General features: G+C 43.2%; 13 protein-coding genes. 1 reads left to right on the forward strand and 12 read right to left on the reverse strand.

From position 1 onward, the window contains the following. Positions 1 to 60: 60 nt before the first annotated feature. Positions 61 to 3,963 carry a glycosyl hydrolase gene (locus tag BQ2683_RS10475; RefSeq protein ID WP_069988987.1) on the reverse strand — a complete coding sequence of 1,301 codons (3,903 nt, stop codon included), beginning with the start codon at positions 3,961 to 3,963 and terminating at the stop codon, positions 61 to 63. Positions 3,964 to 4,261: 298 nt separating this feature from the next. Between BQ2683_RS10475 and BQ2683_RS10480 the strand changes: the two genes are divergently transcribed. Continuing rightward, complete coding sequence (locus BQ2683_RS10480; protein ID WP_268873782.1) at positions 4,262 to 5,212, forward strand: AraC family transcriptional regulator; 951 nt, start codon at positions 4,262 to 4,264, stop codon at positions 5,210 to 5,212. 1,642 nt (positions 5,213 to 6,854) lie between these two features. Here the strand turns inward: BQ2683_RS10480 and recN are convergent. From recN to nusB, 11 genes are all read right to left on the reverse strand, one after another. After that, positions 6,855 to 8,531 (reverse strand): DNA repair protein RecN, encoded by a 1,677-nt coding sequence (gene recN, locus BQ2683_RS10490; RefSeq protein WP_069988990.1) that lies wholly within the window; start codon positions 8,529 to 8,531, stop codon positions 6,855 to 6,857. Positions 8,532 to 8,542: 11 nt separating this feature from the next. After that, entirely contained in the window at positions 8,543 to 8,998 is a 456-nt protein-coding gene (locus BQ2683_RS10495; protein WP_069988991.1) for an arginine repressor, read from the reverse strand. 31 nt (positions 8,999 to 9,029) lie between these two features. Next, entirely contained in the window at positions 9,030 to 9,878 is an 849-nt protein-coding gene (locus BQ2683_RS10500; protein ID WP_069988992.1) for an NAD(+)/NADH kinase, read from the reverse strand. Positions 9,879 to 9,943: 65 nt separating this feature from the next. Further along, a complete protein-coding gene (locus tag BQ2683_RS10505) occupies positions 9,944 to 10,753 on the reverse strand; it encodes a TlyA family RNA methyltransferase (protein WP_069988993.1) in 810 nt (269 codons plus the stop codon). 2 nt (positions 10,754 to 10,755) lie between these two features. Further along, positions 10,756 to 12,609 carry a 1-deoxy-D-xylulose-5-phosphate synthase gene (gene dxs / locus BQ2683_RS10510; RefSeq protein WP_069988994.1) on the reverse strand — a complete coding sequence of 618 codons (1,854 nt, stop codon included), beginning with the start codon at positions 12,607 to 12,609 and terminating at the stop codon, positions 10,756 to 10,758. Positions 12,610 to 12,640: 31 nt separating this feature from the next. Then, on the reverse strand, positions 12,641 to 13,183 hold the full coding sequence (locus BQ2683_RS10515; RefSeq protein WP_069988995.1) for a divergent PAP2 family protein: 543 nt from the start codon (positions 13,181 to 13,183) through the stop codon (positions 12,641 to 12,643). A gap of 15 nt (positions 13,184 to 13,198) precedes the next feature. Continuing rightward, positions 13,199 to 14,086 (reverse strand): polyprenyl synthetase family protein, encoded by an 888-nt coding sequence (locus BQ2683_RS10520; protein ID WP_069988996.1) that lies wholly within the window; start codon positions 14,084 to 14,086, stop codon positions 13,199 to 13,201. Further along, complete coding sequence (gene xseB / locus BQ2683_RS10525) at positions 14,083 to 14,295, reverse strand: exodeoxyribonuclease VII small subunit (protein WP_069988997.1); 213 nt, start codon at positions 14,293 to 14,295, stop codon at positions 14,083 to 14,085. The genes BQ2683_RS10520 and xseB overlap by 4 nt, the downstream gene beginning before the upstream one ends. A gap of 3 nt (positions 14,296 to 14,298) precedes the next feature. Further along, positions 14,299 to 15,498, reverse strand: a complete 1,200-nt coding sequence (xseA, locus tag BQ2683_RS10530; RefSeq protein WP_069988998.1) for an exodeoxyribonuclease VII large subunit — start codon at positions 15,496 to 15,498, stop codon at positions 14,299 to 14,301. Next, positions 15,495 to 16,433: a tRNA (adenosine(37)-N6)-threonylcarbamoyltransferase complex transferase subunit TsaD gene (locus BQ2683_RS10535; protein WP_069988999.1), complete on the reverse strand. Its 939-nt coding sequence runs from the start codon at positions 16,431 to 16,433 to the stop codon at positions 15,495 to 15,497. Before BQ2683_RS10535 ends, xseA begins: the two co-directional genes overlap by 4 nt. After that, positions 16,434 to 16,835: a transcription antitermination factor NusB gene (gene nusB / locus BQ2683_RS10540; RefSeq protein WP_069989000.1), complete on the reverse strand. Its 402-nt coding sequence runs from the start codon at positions 16,833 to 16,835 to the stop codon at positions 16,434 to 16,436. Positions 16,836 to 16,841 lie beyond the last annotated feature (6 nt).

A 16,841-nucleotide genomic window follows, 5' to 3' on the forward strand; every position in this document is an offset into this window, starting at 1 on the left:
GGGCTATACCGCCTAATTGAAAAATATACTTCCTTGTAACCGAAAACCCTTGGAAAAATATTATTTTTTCTTACGAGTGAGTAATAATGTTGTACCAGCTAAAGTAATCGTTGCTAACCCTGCGATTGGGGCAAAATCGCCTGTTTTGGCCGCATTTGCTTTTGGTGTGGTGGATTCCTGTCCTGTCTGGCTTCCAGCTGTATTATTGTTTTCCGTTGGAGTTTCAGCAGGGGTTCCATCTACTGCTACCAGGTTATCTATTGCTGTTTGTACACTTGTTACTGCTGCATCTACTTCTTTCTGAGTTGCGTTTTCATTGTTGTATACATCCTTTGCTTCTGCTACTGCTGCTTGTAATGCTGCGTAGCTTTCTGCTGTGTATGCGTTTGCGTCCACTTTGCCTGCTTCCGCAAGGACATCTTCCAGGATAGATTTATCTGCTTTGAACCGTAAATTCAGCATTGCATTTAATAAATCATCCGCTACTTGGTTGATTTCTGCTTGCATGGCATCGCCATCTTCATATACTGCCTGTGCCGCTTCTAATGCTGCGGTGAATTCCGCTTTGCCTGCTTCCACATAACGGTCAAGTTCTGCATTGATTCCGTTTGCTGCTTCTATCAGAGAAGCCAGTTCTGTTTTATCCCCAGCTACAAATCCTAATTTATGGATTTCATTCAGCAAGGTTTTCCATGCTGTGTCCACTTCTTCCTGGGTAGCCCCAGCATTGTTTGCTACTGTTTTCGCATTTTCCAAAGCAGCGTCAAAGGATTTCTGTACGCTTTCAATGGCGTTGTCATATTCGCCACTGGCTTTTGCGTTTTCCGCGTAGGTAATTACAGAATTTAAGATAGATTTATCTGTTGCTGTCACTTTAGAATAAGTTTGTAAAGTTGCTGTACCTTCCATACCGTAATTATCTATGTCTGGAGTACCCATCATCCATCCGGAATATCCTACATCAATCATTTTGTTACGCAGACTGCTGGTTACCCTTACTTCAATTGTGTTTTCACCTGGTTGTACGGCTTTGGAAATATCGGCAGTACAGTTATCCATGTTTACCGCTACTTTTTGTCCGTTTACGGTTACCGCCGCAGTACCACCATTCATGGAATCTACTTGGAATATCAAGCCGTTGTTTTTTGTATTCCAGTTTTCTGGTAATGTAAAGCTTGTGGTATATGTTCCTACACCGGATACTTTTTCCCCTACTGAAGGAATATCTTTCCATGGGATTAATTCTGTTTCTCCTACATTGATATCCACTTTATTGGTATCATAAGTTACTTCAGTTGTGGTATATCCTAAACCTCTATCTTCTGTACGGGTTACTTTCTCTCCAGGCTTCCAGTCCTGTACTGTCAGGTTCCAGGTATCCAGAGTCATATCTTCCGGAACAGTCACACTCGTGGTATAGCTGGTACCATTGCTATAGGCAATGGATGCTTCCCCAGTGGATGGAACATACATCATAGGACTGCCGTCTTCAATGACTACTTTATCCACATTAGTAGAAGATACGACTGTTTTTGCTGCCTGATCATTTGGATCTAACGCAAATACCATAATATCTCCTGGTGCTAAATCTACATTTAGGATCGTCCTACCGTTTTCATAAGCGAAATCCCCTACTTCTGTCACTTCCCCTGACCAAGTGTCCAATACATAAGGCTGATAAATTCCATCTACTGATACTTGTCCTTTATAGTTTTCATTTTCCGTATACATGTAGTTGTATAGATATAAATAGGTTGCGTCATCATCTTTCCGCATCACAGACATTAAGTTGTTGTTAGATTCGGTATATTCTGCACGCGGATGAACTCCCAATCCAACTAAGGCATCGTATGCTTCTGCCTGTGTTTCAACAACAGCTACAGTATCTAATGTTTTCAATTGTTCCATAACACTGGCTAACTCTTTGTCCTTACCATCATTAAAGCCAGTTGTAATGGCAGCAGACTCATTGGTTTTCACAATACTGTTTCTCATCTGTTCCTGAGTAGGGCCATCTATAATTACTACTGGCAACCCGTTTTTAGCCCATTCATATAATACCTGGGCACTTTCATAGGGCAGTTCTTCCTGATATACGATCAAAGCCTGATATCCTACTCCGTCCGCCTGAACAAGACCGTTTTCACAGGTAATATCCTGATCCTGCAATAATACTGGTGAGAAATAATCATAGGTATATCCAGCATCCTGCAAGGTCATATCTTGCCAGTAGATACCTTCATGACGGCGGAGTACATTTTGGGAATAATCAAAACCCTGGAAGCACTGTAAGCAGTTCCAATAATAATCCGTTCGTAAAATACCAATGTCCATTTGTGGAACACCCTGACGGAGGACTTTCTGCGTCCGTGCTAAATGTTGGTTTAAATCTGCATAGTCAATGGAATTTGGCTGGCGTTTATTAAATCTGTCTGAAAATACTGTCTGCATCCCTTCATATCCAGGCCATTGTACATTTTGTTCTGGACCATATGCGGAAGAATATCCATGTAAAATTGTCCTCTGCACACCAGAAGCAAACTGGGTATAGTATACCTGTCGCCAATCGTTGTTACTTTGAGTATAGTTATGACTCAATAGCGCACCGGTCTCGGAAGAATATGTTTTATCGTATAAGTGCGCTGCTCCGGCCTGACTACGGAATTTTTCTGGTTCACAACCAAATTCCCACGATTCCGCTTCTACATAATCAACCGATTTAATTGGCTGGGTAATATCAAACATCTGTCCATATGCTGGTTCCGCACGCAATGTCATACCAAATTCATGGCACCAATCACGAAGCACATCCAAACAATTTTCCATATATAATTCGGTATTGGTTTGGAATACATCATTTAAAATACTGGTACATAAATCAGAATTTCCTTCCAGATTATAAATATAATTTTTTTCGGTGTGTACTGCGAAACCTGGAGTAATAATCAACGGCAAATATGGGGTTAAATCATAACCACGACGGTTTTGAAATTCTTCTAGATAGTTGGAACACCACAGGTTCCCTGTTGTATTTACACCGTGTGGACTAAGCTCCAGAGAATCCATGTACAAGGATACATCTCCATTTTCTTTAATGAGCTGTTTCAAAGATTCATCCAACACATGTTCATTCCAATATTCAATTAAAGCATTAGCACCCTCTTTAGAGAAATAGTTAATGGTGTAGGCTTCTCCAGTAGAAGCTGGTTTATAAGTCTCCGAAGTACCATGCTGCCAAAATGCGAAAACAGTATAATCTCCATCCTGTGGAGCAGTGTACTGGATGTTGTAACTTCCATCTGCCTGTTGTGCTACCATGCTGGTGATATCCTGCATGGAATTCTGGTCCAGGTTGGTAACTTTACCATCTGTACTGGCTTTTTTTGCTACTGTTACTTTTACCAGATCCGCTTTGGTAGCAGTACCCGGTAATTCCGGTAAAATTAATTTTCCATCATATTTTTGACCGGAAGAAACATCAATTGTAGTATAACTCAATTCCTGGGAAGCTTTTTCCTCATCTGGATTAATGGTTGTCAAGTTTGCTGATGCCCAGTGGGTACCAGATGTAAAGCTAATTCCCATCCCATATTTATTACATTCTTCTACAATCAAATGGGAATCGTGAATCCACTCCTCAGAGCCCCATGCATAAGTGGCATCATCCAAATAAGCGGATTCATCTAATGTAACAAACTCCACTGCACCAATCCCATAATCGTGTAATTCTTTAATGGATTCCCGCAGTGTTTCGTCTGTATGGGAACCTTCCGCTAACCACCATCTTGTTTCTACTTTGTACTCATTCTCTGGATTTTGAAAGCGATCGTTCATTTTTTCCGCAAATGTCTTTGCGCCTTCATCTGTTGTGTCGATAGCGGACACCGTAGATACCATGGATGTAGCCATAATAGAAAGCCCAAGGGCTACCGCCAACGCTTTACTAAGCCGTTTTCCTTTCAATTTTACTTCCTCCTTGTTGATAATAAATAAAACCGCATCATTCAAATTGTGTATTAAATCTAATTATTTCTTCAAATAAATTTATTTTTATACAATTTGAACTTAACTGAGTTTTATGTTATCATAAGTGAGGATAAATTTCGATGTCGAAATCCAAGTTAACCAGTATCGAAAACAAAGTTAATAGATGTTTTATTGTGATATTGACTATATCATATTAACTAATTTTAGTGTATCAATACAAAGGTAAGGTGAAAATATGGATATTCAGAAATTTTATGAAGATCACCAAAAATTCATGGCTAAGATCCTTTTAAAATTGAAAGATAAAAGAGAACGACCCATTGGTTATACAGAAAAAGAGGATTATTATCCTTTTAAAGACGCAAGTATCGTTATTGCTCCACATACGAATACGTATGGAAACCCTCCCCATAAACACGATTTTTTTGAATTCGTTTATATTCATCAAGGCTCCTGTACAAATATTATTGATTCCGTTTCCATTCCTTTAAAACAAGGAGACATCTGCCTAATGAACACGAACGCGATGCATCAGATAAAGTTAAATAATGTAAAACAAGATATTATCTTTAATTTGCTGGTTAAAGAATCTATCATGGATAGTTTCCATTTTAAAATATATTCTTCTAATGATTTTGTTACCAATTTCTTTTTAAAATCTATTGATAAACGACGCCAGGAACAAAATTATATTTTATTTTCCAATAACACCGAAACAGAACAAACAGATTTTTTCTGTAAAATGATTCAAGAACAGTTTTCTAAAAAAATCTATAAATCCCCTAAAATTTCATACCTGTTTGATTGCTTTATGATTGAATTAATCCGTTCTTATCAATCTACAGTCGATCAATCCCACATGAAAAACAAACAAGAAGATACTTTTTCCAAAATGTTAGAATATATTGAACAAAATAGTGCTACTGTCACATTAGATGAACTTGGAAAAAAATATGGATATCATCCGCAGCATCTTTCGAAATTAATTAAACAATATAGTGGAAGTAGTTTTCAAGCTCTTTTAACAGATATTCGATTACAACAAGCTTGTATGCTATTAAGGGAAAACAAACTATCTATTTCCTCAATTATTCAAAAATTGGGATATTCTAATCGTACCTGGTTTCATAAGCTCTTTCAGGAAAAATATCATTTAACGCCAGGAGAATACCGGGAACAACAGCTAAAAGCAAAAAATCAAATACAGGCATCCTATCATGAATAATAAATTTTGTAACTGAAAAATAATTTTCTGCTTTTCGCTTATTTTTCCCATTCATATTATATAAAGAAAGATAATTTTTTCAAGTAAATCGAAGTAATTTTAACAATATGCAATATATTAGTTGTTAATATATTTCTTAGTCACATTCATTTGATAAAGGATATACAAGCACGACCAGATATATTGCTTTAAATTCTTAATCTTTGATCTGCAAGTGGAGAGATTTTCGTAGACTTCCTGTAGATATTCAAATTTCAGGTTTAAGAAGAGCTGCCTTAATTGTGTTGTCTGAATTGTCCGTTGTCCAATCCGCAATGATTTTCGCTTGGTTACAAGTAAATCGCCAATAAAGCCAATCACCGTATCCAAAGCAGCTATTTGACCTTCTTCCATGTCAGTAGTTTTCTAATTGTAATCCCATTTTGCCTTTAAATAACATATGTACTGTCTTTTGTAACGAATTTCAGGTTTTTAACATCCTGTTCCACAATTACAAGACATGATACCTCCATATGATTCTGATTCGTATTCTTATGTTTAATATTATTGATACCGCCTACATTTTGCACTTGGTCTGGTTCGAAAATTTCACCATTCAATTTTAAATTCAGTAGCGGTGTATGTGATAAATCCGGCTTATCCAACAGCTCATATTAATACACAAAGAACCCATTTTTAGCATTGGGGATGAGGTATTGTTTTAAATATCCATGTTATTTCAGTTCATTCCATACACTGTTAAAGTCCCGTTCGCTTTTAATGACAGATTCTCATCCTGCAATGCGGCATTGGAAATCTGCACAAATAAATTTTCACACTTGCGAATATTGATGGTGTTCTTTCACATCATAATTTCCTACTCAAAAAGAAAAAAGCAAGCTCAACAGCTTGCTTCGTCATATATGCTTTTTCATTCCATAGCTTTTTGTATCACCTTCGGCTTCGTTTTCTTATGAGAGGATTTTACTGATTCCAATCCTTCTGCTTCATCTATTCATACCTTTGGATGCTTTTGATCAAACAACGAAACGAAAAAAGAATATGGTAGAAAGAAATGTACATTTTATATTCTCTAATAATTCTCTAAGAAACTGTTTATAATCGCTAACAAACGCAAATCTAAAACAGCCAATCAAAAATACAATCATACAAACCAACACTGATAGTTTTATTATCATAAAGATGGAGTTATGGCAGATCCATTGAATCTGTGACGAACAGGTTCAATGCGAATGGTAAGATAAAAAAATCCAAGCTAACAGCTTATTTTTATCATCTCTGATGAAATAGACAAACTATAAAGCAAAAAATAGAATAACAAAAACAAGTAAAGATAATTTAATGATCGTAAATATAGAATTATAGTTTGTCCGTTGAACGCTATATCCAAACAAAGCGAAACAAGCATATAAAAATGTATTAACTGACGCTAAAATAAAAAGCGTCCAAACGAAAAGTCGGTCACACCAAGCAAAATAATATATAGGACAAAGTACAAGGCGTACCGTTATAGCGTGTGCAATGAAATAATCCAATTGCTTTGATAAGGCAATCATTTTTTCCTAATATGACAAATCATGATAGGAAGCATTTTATCAACCATATCGGAAAAATTTTATGATTGATTCTAGAAATGAAATTGTTATGATTCAGCAGATTGCCTTCCACGCTGGATCATCTCCTGGGCGTTTTTCATCATCAAATCGGTAATTTCCCCGGTGGACATAATACGGGCAACTTCCTGCACCCTGCCGTGTTCATCCAATGGGATTACTTCGGTATAAGTGCGGTTCCCTTTTACGGATTTCCGAATCCTGAAATGGATATCCGCTAAAGCAGCAATCTGTGCCAAATGGGTAACCGAGAATACCTGGCGGTTCTTGGAAACCTGTTTTAACTTTAACCCGATTTTTTGCGCTGCGGAACCGCTGACACCGGTGTCCACCTCATCAAAAATCAGGGTTGGGATTTGGTCTTTATCCGCCAAAGCATTTTTAATTGCCAGCATGATACGGGAAAGTTCCCCACCGGAAGCGATTTTGGCAATTGGCTTTGGCGGTTCTCCTACATTGGTGGAAATCAAAAATTCAATTTTGTCCCGCCCTTTGGATTGGAAGGGTGTTTTTTCCCAATGCACCTGGAGGGTAACATTTGCCATATCCAAAAATTTTAGCTCATGGGCAACGGTATTTACCAACTGTTTTGCGGCTTTACGCCGTTGTTCCGTCAGTTGTTCCGCCAGTTCCCCACATGCCAAACGAAGCTGCTTTTGCTCTACCATCAACTCATTCTGCCGGATATCGTAGCCTTCAATCTGTTCCAATTGTTTTTGGCAGTTCTGCTGATAGTCCAATACCTCCTGTATGGTTGCCCCGTATTTCCGTTTTAACTTGAAAATCTCATCCAAGCGCGCTTCAATGGCATCCAAACGGTTGGGGGTCATATCGAACTCTTCCAGTTTTGAGGCAACCTCATGGCGGATATCCTCCACCTCATAAGCAATCCCTTTGAGGCGTTCTTTGAGCTCATCCACGCCGTTATAATATTCCGAAGCATATTCCAAGGCGTTGACAGCATCCACCAATTTGGAGGAAGCCCCTGGCAGTTCGTCCTCGCCATCCAATGCCTGGTACGCTTCATGCAGGCTCTCGGTGATACGGGCATAATTGCGGATCGCTCTTGCTTCATGCTCCAGTTCCACATCTTCCCCCAACTCCAAATCTGCCTGCTCAATCTCGTCAATTTGATAGTGGAGCAAATCCAACTTCTGGTTTTTGGTTTGCTGTTTCTCGTTGATCTCTTCCAGTTCTTTTTCCACCTTGGTAAAGCGATGGAATTTCCGCTGGTACTCGCTTAGCAAGGTGTTGATTTCGCCAAAACAATCCAGTATTTCCATATGGCGTTCGGGGGAAAGCAGAATCTGGTTATCGTGCTGCCCATGGATATTGATGAGATGGGAACCGATTTCTTTTAGCAGCCCAACGGTAACCGGACGACCGCAGATACGAGCTACGGATTTTCCGTCCACCGAGATTTCCCTCTGGATGACCAGTTCGTCCTCTAAATCCACACCGTTATCCCGCAAGATATCCACTACCTGCTGAGGAACGTCCTGGAACGAACCAATCATAACCGCTTTTTCCGTTCCGCTGCGCACCAGCTCCTTGGAGCAGCGCCCGCCTAAAATCCCATTAATGGCGTCAATGACAATCGACTTCCCTGCCCCGGTTTCCCCAGTAAACACATGGAAGCCCTTGCCGAATTCCATATACACTTTTTCAATTACTGCTAAATTTTGAATAAACAAACCTGTAAGCATGGGACACCATCCTAGTTTGAAAGATATTTATAAAGTTCCTTGGTAAAAGTAGCGGCATCATCCTGGGTACGCATTAAGATAAATATGGTATCATCACCAGCCAGAGTACCCACAACCCCTGCCCATTCGGTGGCGTCTAACGTGGCGCAGGCAGCGTTTGCCATACCATGGCGGCATTTTACCACAATGGTATTCCCCGCATAATCCACCCCTAATACGGACTCGGAAAAAATAGTCCCAAATTTGCTGGAAACAGAATCCAGCACTTTTTTCGCGCCGGTTACATAGCGGTAGTTGCCCTGGTCATCCATTTCTTTGGTCAGGCGCAATTCTTTAATATCCCGGGAAATGGTTGCCTGGGTGACCTGGAATCCACATTCTGATAATTCTTGCAGCAAATCTTCCTGGGTATAAATATTTTTTGTCAATACTAATTCGATAATTTTATCATGACGTTTGGATTTCATTTGCGTTTTTCCCTTCTTTCTGATAAAGCCGTTAGCTCACAACAAATTTTTTGCTTACTACCTCATAAAATTCTTTATTATTTAAGGAAATCAGCCGCATTTTCCGCTGGCTGGCTGTAATTTCCACGATATCATTCTGTCCCAGCTCCGCACCAACCTGCCCATCAATCACCAGATAAGCGGAATTGCGATTTTTATCCCCCAGTTTTACTGTCAACACGGTATTTTCGTGGAACAGATAGGTGCGGGAGGCAAAAGAGTGGGGGCAAATCGGGGACATGGAAATATACGATAAGGTTGGATCGGCAATCGGTCCGCCATTGGAGAGGGAATAGGCAGTGGAACCGGTAGGGGTTGCAAACAGGATGCTGTCCGCCCGGTATTCATTCACCAGCTTTTCTCCACACAACACATCCACATCAATCAAGCTGCTCAACGCCGCTTTGGTAATGAGCAGGTCGTTCACCGCAATATACCGTTGAACCACTCCATGTTTTGCTTTGAGTACGATTTCCAACAACATTCTGGGCTGTTCAGTATAATCCCCTGTTACCAGCTGCTGCAATGGGGTCAGGTCATCCGTTTCCACCCCTGCCATAAACCCAAGCCGTCCGGAATTAATCCCCAGCACCGGCTTATCATACAGGGCTGCCTGTTTCCCCACATCCATGATGGTTCCATCGCCGCCCACTGCCACAATTAGGTCAAAGTCCGCCATCGTTGCTTCCTTATCCGCATAGTGGTAGCTATCATCGAACACCGATGCCATGCCGTATTCCAAAAAACATTCCGCACCAGCCTGCTCCAAAATGGAAACCGCCTGTTCGGTACATTGCTTTGTATTTTCTTTTTCCAAATTGAGGTTAAACAGTATTTTCATAGTGGACTCCTCTCGCCTGTGGCAAGGTTGGTTTTATAGTAAAGCTGCTAGTAATCCAGCAGCAGTTAATGTTTTTGTTCCAGTTCCTCATGGGAGGAAGCTACTACCTGGGCAATCTCCTCCTCAGTAATAGTGGAAACCTGGTCGGATTTTTGGAGATAAAACAGGTATTCGATATTGCCTTCCGGCCCTTTTACTGGGGAATAGTCAATATCCTTAACATAAAAGCCGTTTTCACAGCAAAAACGGAAAATCTTTTTGATTACCATCTCGTGGACTTTGGGGTCTCGGACTACCCCTTTCTTTCCGACGTTTTCCCTTCCCGCTTCAAATTGTGGTTTCACCAGCACAACGGCTTCCCCGCCCTCTTTGAGCAGGAGATGTAACACCGGCAGGATGATAGTCAACGAGATGAACGAAACGTCTACCGAGGAAAAATCAATTTCCTCTGGGATTTCCTGATGGGTCAGGTATCGGGCGTTGGTGCGCTCCATGTTCACTACCCTCTCATCAGTACGGAGTTTCCACGCCAACTGGCCATAGCCCACATCAATAGCATATACCTTGGCAGCCCCGTTTTGCAGCATACAATCGGTAAAGCCGCCGGTAGATGCCCCAATGTCCATACAGGTTTTTCCGTTTAAATCTAACTGGTGCTTTTGCATCGCTTTTTCCAGTTTCAATCCGCCACGGCTAACATATTTTAATCCAGTTTTTAAGGTGATTTCGCAATCCTCTGGGACGGTTTGGCCAGCTTTGTCCACTTTTTCGTTGTTCACCAGTACTTCCCCCGCCATGATAAACGCTTTCGCTTTTTCCCGACTGGGTGCCAGCCCTCGTTCAACTAATAAAATATCAATCCTCTGTTTTGCCAAAACTACACCTCATTTATCTGTTCTACAATTGTTTTTATCATACCATCCCGATCCAGATGGAGCTGTTTTAAACTGCTCTCTACGGATGCCTGAGGAATAAAGTGATCAATCGCCGTCAAAGTATAGGAACCCTGGAAACCATACTGATTTAGGGCGTTAAGGAAATGTTCCCCGATTCCACCCAGGCGAATCCCTTCCTCAAAGAAAAAGATTCTTTGGTACTGGCTGGCTTTTTTCACTGCTTCCTCCGGCAATGGGGAAATCCGGTTTAACTTTAACACTGCCGTTGGACAGACTTCCCCCAGCTTTTGGGCAGCCTGGATAGCATCAGCAGAAATCCTGCCATAGGTGACAATCAGACAATTGCCTTCCCCAATCCATTGATAATCCGTATTTTTCTCCTGAAACTCCGGCAATTTCGGCTCGGACCCCCTTGGATACCGTACCGCTACAACGCCGTCAATTTCATATAGTGCTTTTTTCAAAAAGATGCAGGTTTCCTCATAGTCCGCTGGGGAATAAACTGTAACCCCCGGGATATGACTTAGGTAAGCGGCGTCGAAAATCCCCTGATGGGTTTCCCCGTCGTTCCCCACAATGCCAGCACGGTCTACCGCAAGCACAACATGGTTCCGGCTGATGGCAGCGTCGTGGATAATCTGATCGTATCCACGCTGCAAAAAGGTGGAGTACACCGCGAATACAGGGCGCATCCCATTGCACGCCAAGCCGGAACAAAAGGTAACGGCGTGTTCTTCCGCAATGCCTACGTCAAAAAAGCGGTCACGGCACGTGGAGGAAAAATATTGCAGACCGGTGCCATACTTCATGGCGGCGGTTACCGCACAGACTTTTTTGTCCATCCGTCCAATCCGCTCCAGCTCTTTCCCAAAAGCGGTGGAAAAACTATCTTCTTCTATAAAATCAGGGTTACCCTGCTCAATGTCAAAATTAGATACCCCGTGATAAGCTCCGGGGTTTTGTTCCGCTTTGGAATAGCCTTTCCCTTTGGTAGTGAACACCTGAATCAACGCTGGTTTATCCGCGTTTTTTGCCCAGTTCATGGCACGGGATAGCTCCTCTAGGTTGTGCCCGTCCACCGGGCCCAGATAGGCAAACCCCAAATCGGTAAAAAAGTTGCTGTGGTACAGCATATTTTTAATCCCTTTTTTGGAGCTGGAAAGGACTTTTTTCAATCCTTTCCCCACAACTGGGGTGTGGTCCAGGATGTTTTCCAATGAACTTTTGGTTTTCAAATAGGTGGGTTCCGAACGCAGGTTGGCAAGGTAACGGGCAAAGCTCCCCACTGTTTTGGAGATAGACATCTCATTATAATTTAAAATGACAATTAAATTATGTAGCCCCGCTGCGTTGTTCAAGGCTTCATATGCCATTCCGCCGGTAAAGGCACCATCCCCAATCACCGCAATGACAGAGCGGTTGGAGCCCTTTAACAGTTCCGCCCGGGCAATTCCACAGGCAGCGGAAATTGAGTTGGTACTATGGCCAGCCATAAAGGAATCGTGCTCGCTCTCATAAGGGCGTGGAAAGCCGGAAATCCCATTTTCCTGGCGCAAGGTGGAAAATTGTTCCCTCCGCCCTGTCAACAATTTATGAGTATAACACTGGTGACCTACATCCCACACAATTTTATCCTTGGGGCTTTCAAAGGCACGGTGTAATGCCACAGTTAGTTCCACAACCCCTAAATTTGACGCCAAATGCCCCCCAGTTTTGGAAACCGTTTGGATAATACAGGTGCGAATTTCTGCACAAAGGCGTTTTAACTCAGCATCTGTTAATTGGTCTAAATCTCTTGGGGAATTGATTCGACTTAATAAAGAATTTTGATTCATAAACCCTCCCCCGGTGCTGTTATAACAATAATTAAATGGAGGTTGGAATGAGCAACGCTACCACAATCCCCAATAAAGCACCAGCTAATACTTGTAACGGTGTATGCCCAAGTTTTTCTTTAATTTGTTTTAACTCCTCGTCGTCCTCTTCCTCCGCGTCCAATTGCTCCGAAGGTTTTGCTAAAGATTTTAAGGTGTTTTCCAGCCGTTGTTTCTGATTATCGTCCGGGCAGTCTGTCCGTTTTAACAATAGGATAATTTTATTTAATACTTTTGCCTGCTCCCCAGAGGAATACCGCACACCCATGGCGTCATACATCACAATTGCCGCCATAATCACCGCGATGGCAAAGGCGGCGGAATTTAATCCAGAACATCGTCCGATTGCCAAAGTTAAGGCGCACACGGTAGCGGAATGGGAACTTGGCATACCGCCGGACGCTGTAAGCAGTTCCCGATTAAATTTTTTATTGGTAACCAGGTCAAGCAACGTTTTAGCAAGCTGGGCCACCACCCACGCCGCTAAAGCAGCAATCAAGGGATAATTATGAAGGACCCCTGTGATACTGTACATACAAAACCTCTCCTTTTACTTTTTCCGTTCCAGCAACATATCGGTTAATTCCAGCAAAAATTCTGGATGGTCAAACTGGCGTAACTGCTGTTTTGCCAACTCAGTCAACTCAGCCGCTTTTTGGCGGGAACCTTCCAACCCGAACAAGGTGATAAAGTTGGTTTTTTGCATTTGTTCATCACTTCCGATTGGTTTGCCCAGCAGCTGCTGATCTCCCACCACATCCAAAATATCATCGCAAATCTGAAATGCTAGCCCCAGAGTTTCGGCGTAAGCACCAATCCGCTGGATTTGTTCCGGAGAGGCTTTGGCGGCAATTGCCCCCAACTGGCAGGCAGCACGGATGAGCGCCCCTGTCTTTAACAGGTGCATTTGATGCAAAATGTCATATTCAATCCGTTGGTTTTCATAGGTCAAATCAATTACCTGGCCACCTACCATGCCGTCGGTACCAGCGCAATGGGAAAGAGTTTCTATCCCTTTTGCGATTTCCTCATAGCCTGTCCCGTGGGTTTGATGGGCTTTTGCCATCACCTCAAAGGCATACAGCAGGAGGGCATCCCCCGCCAAAAGGGCGTTGGCTTCCCCAAATGCAATATGGCAGGATGGCTTTCCCCTGCGGAGTTCATCATCATCCATACAGGGAAGGTCATCGTGGATTAATGAACTGGAATGAATCATCTCCACCGCACAGGCAAATGGCAAGGCATGTTGGATATCCCCACCCAACATACGGCATACCTCCAGGGTAAGCACTGGGCGGAGACGCTTTCCTCCTGCTTCCACGCTATACGCCATAGCGTCGTCTACCACATGCTGCAAATTGCTTTTTTTCGGAAGGTATTCTTCCAACTGCTGGTTCACCATTTGGATATATTCTTGTAAGGTTTGTGTAAAACTCATTGTTCTCCCCCAGAATTTTCCTCTTGTTTTGTAATTTCCTCAATTTTTAATTGGGCTGACTGAAGTTTTTCATGGCAGATGGCGGAGAGCTTTGTTCCTTTTTCGTAAAGCTCCAAACTCTGCTCCAAAGACAGGTTGCCTTTTTCCAGTTTTGCTACGATTTTTTCCAGTTCTGCCATGGCTTTTTCAAAAGAAAGCTGTTGTTCCATTGGTTACCTCATTTTTTTGGTAATGGTGCTTTCCACCATACTACCATCGTAAAATTTTGTTGTCAGTGTATCCCCTATTTTCAGGCGGCGGGAATTTTTGACCGCTTTGTGTTCCTCATTAAAGGTGATGGAATACCCACGCCCCAGCACTTTGAGCGGGCTGAGGTTTTCCAACAGGGAAACCGCTGAGCCAAACCTTTGCTGGGCTTGGGAATAAGACGACTGGAAACAGGTTTCCAGCCGATGGTCCAGTTGGTGGAGCATTGCCTGCCCCGCTGCCAGATGGCCGGCCGGGGAATGGAGGCGTAACTGGTGCTCCAACCCAACAAGCTGGTGTTCCCGCTGCTGTATACAATCTACTGTATAATTATACAACAACTCCCGCTGCTTGTCGATACCGGATAATAGATACTGTAAATCCGGAGCAACCAGTTCTGCTGCTGCGGAAGGGGTTGGCGCCCTCAAATCCGCTACAAAATCCGCTATGGTAAAATCCACTTCGTGCCCCACAGCAGAAATCACCGGGATGGAACAGGCAGCAATCGCCCTTGCCACAGCTTCCTCATTAAATGCCCAAAGGTCTTCTAGGGAACCTCCGCCCCGCCCTACAATCAGGACGTCCACCCCAACCTGTTCCGCCAAATGGATAGCAGAACAAATAGAGCCAGCGGCTTGTTCCCCCTGTACCTGGGCAGGGAAAATTTTCACGGTACCAATAGGGTAGCGCCTAGATAAAATTTGCAGGATATCCTGTAATGCCGCCCCGGTTTTGGAGGTTACCACACCGATGGTATTGGGCTGAGTTGGTAGCGGCTTTTTCCGCTCCGGGTCGAACAGCCCTTCTTTTGCCAGCTTTTGCTTGAGCTGTTCAAACGCCATTGCCAAGGCACCGGCACCATCCGGCTGAATATCGGTACAATAAAGCTGATAAACGCCATCTCGCTCAAACACTTGGATATCTCCCAGGGCAATTACCTGCATGCCGTTTTCTGGCATAAAACGCAAATGAGCCACGTTGCTTTTGAACATGACACATTTTAGGGCACTATTCTGGTCTTTTAACGTAAAATAGCAGTGTCCAGACCGAAGATGGTGGACAAAATTGGAGACCTCCCCACGGATCGCAATCCGGTGGAGGATATCCTCTGCCAATAATATTTGTTTGATAAACCGGTTTACATCCGAAACACTGTAACTGGTCACGCAAGTTCCTCCATTTTTCCTGCTAATACCGCAATCCCCCCCGCATTGTCCGAGGAAAACTCCGGTTTCGCGAAACACGCCTGGTATTTTCCGGTGAAATAATCCCGGATGATCCGGTTAGACATCACCCCACCGGCAAATAAAACCGGTTTTTTGCCATACTGTTCCATCGCTGCCAACAGCATCCGTTCCAACGTCTGTTGGATGTACTGCAAACAATAACGGGCAATATAGGAGGGTTCCGCCCCTTGTTCCTTTAATTTACCGCACTGGTTTTCCAAGCCGGACAAACAGCAGTCCAGCCCTTTGAGCATGGGATGCGTTTTGATTTTATCGGTACATTGCAATGCAAGCTGTTCCAAATAAGGTCCCGATGGAAATGGCAGCCCCAAACTCACCCCTACCCGGTCGATTGCCTGACCGGCTTTTAAGTCGAGGGAAGTCCCCACCATCTTAATTTGGTCGATTGTCCCGTTTCCAGTTTTCACCAATAAACAGTCGGTAGTACCACCGGAAACATGGAAGGCGATAAATTCGGAGTGGTGCAGCCATTCCAGACGTTTGGCGGAATACAAAGCAGCGGCAATATGCCCCTGCTGGTGGGAAAACTCATGTACTGGTATCCCCAATACCGCCCCAATGGAATCCGCTGCCATTTTGCCCGTTAAAAAGCAGGGCATGTAGGAACCTTCCACATTCCTCGGGCGCACTGAAACCCCAATGGCTTCGGGGAGCCCGTCAGCGGTTTCAAATAACTGCTGCATCATCTTCCCCAGCAGTTTCGTGTGTTCAAACACCGCCTGGGATTGCCGCAGCCCCAAACTTCCTTCCGGCGTAGGCAAAAGGTGTTTTGCCATCTCCATCCGACGGGACTGTGTATCATAAAACGCGGTGGAACAGGTATAATTGCTAGTATCAATCCCTAATACTCTCATTTATTTTTCTTCCAGCTTCCGTACAAATCCACCCAGCACGCCGTTGATAAAAGCAGCGTCTTCCTGGGAAGCATAGGTTTTTGCCAGTTCTACTGCTTCGTTAATCGCAATTGGCGGCTCAATGGCGTCCTCAAACAGAATCTCATAAACAGCCAGGCGCAAAATCGCCAACACCACCTTGGAAAGGCGAGAAATACTCCATTTGGTCAAATGTTCTGAAATCACCGCATCCAGTTCCTGCACATGCTGCTGCACGCCAGTTACAATGCGGATGACCTCCTCGTTTACCTGTAAGTCGTCACACTCTTTGGCAATTTCTACAATTTGTGTTAAATCATCATCGTTAAAAATCTTTTCAAAAACGAGCACAAAGGCGTTTTCACGTATTTCATGTCTTTTCATGGTACT

The sequence above is a fragment of the Massilioclostridium coli genome, from assembly GCF_900095865.1.
Lineage (GTDB): Bacteria > Bacillota > Clostridia > Oscillospirales > Ruminococcaceae > Massilioclostridium > Massilioclostridium facile.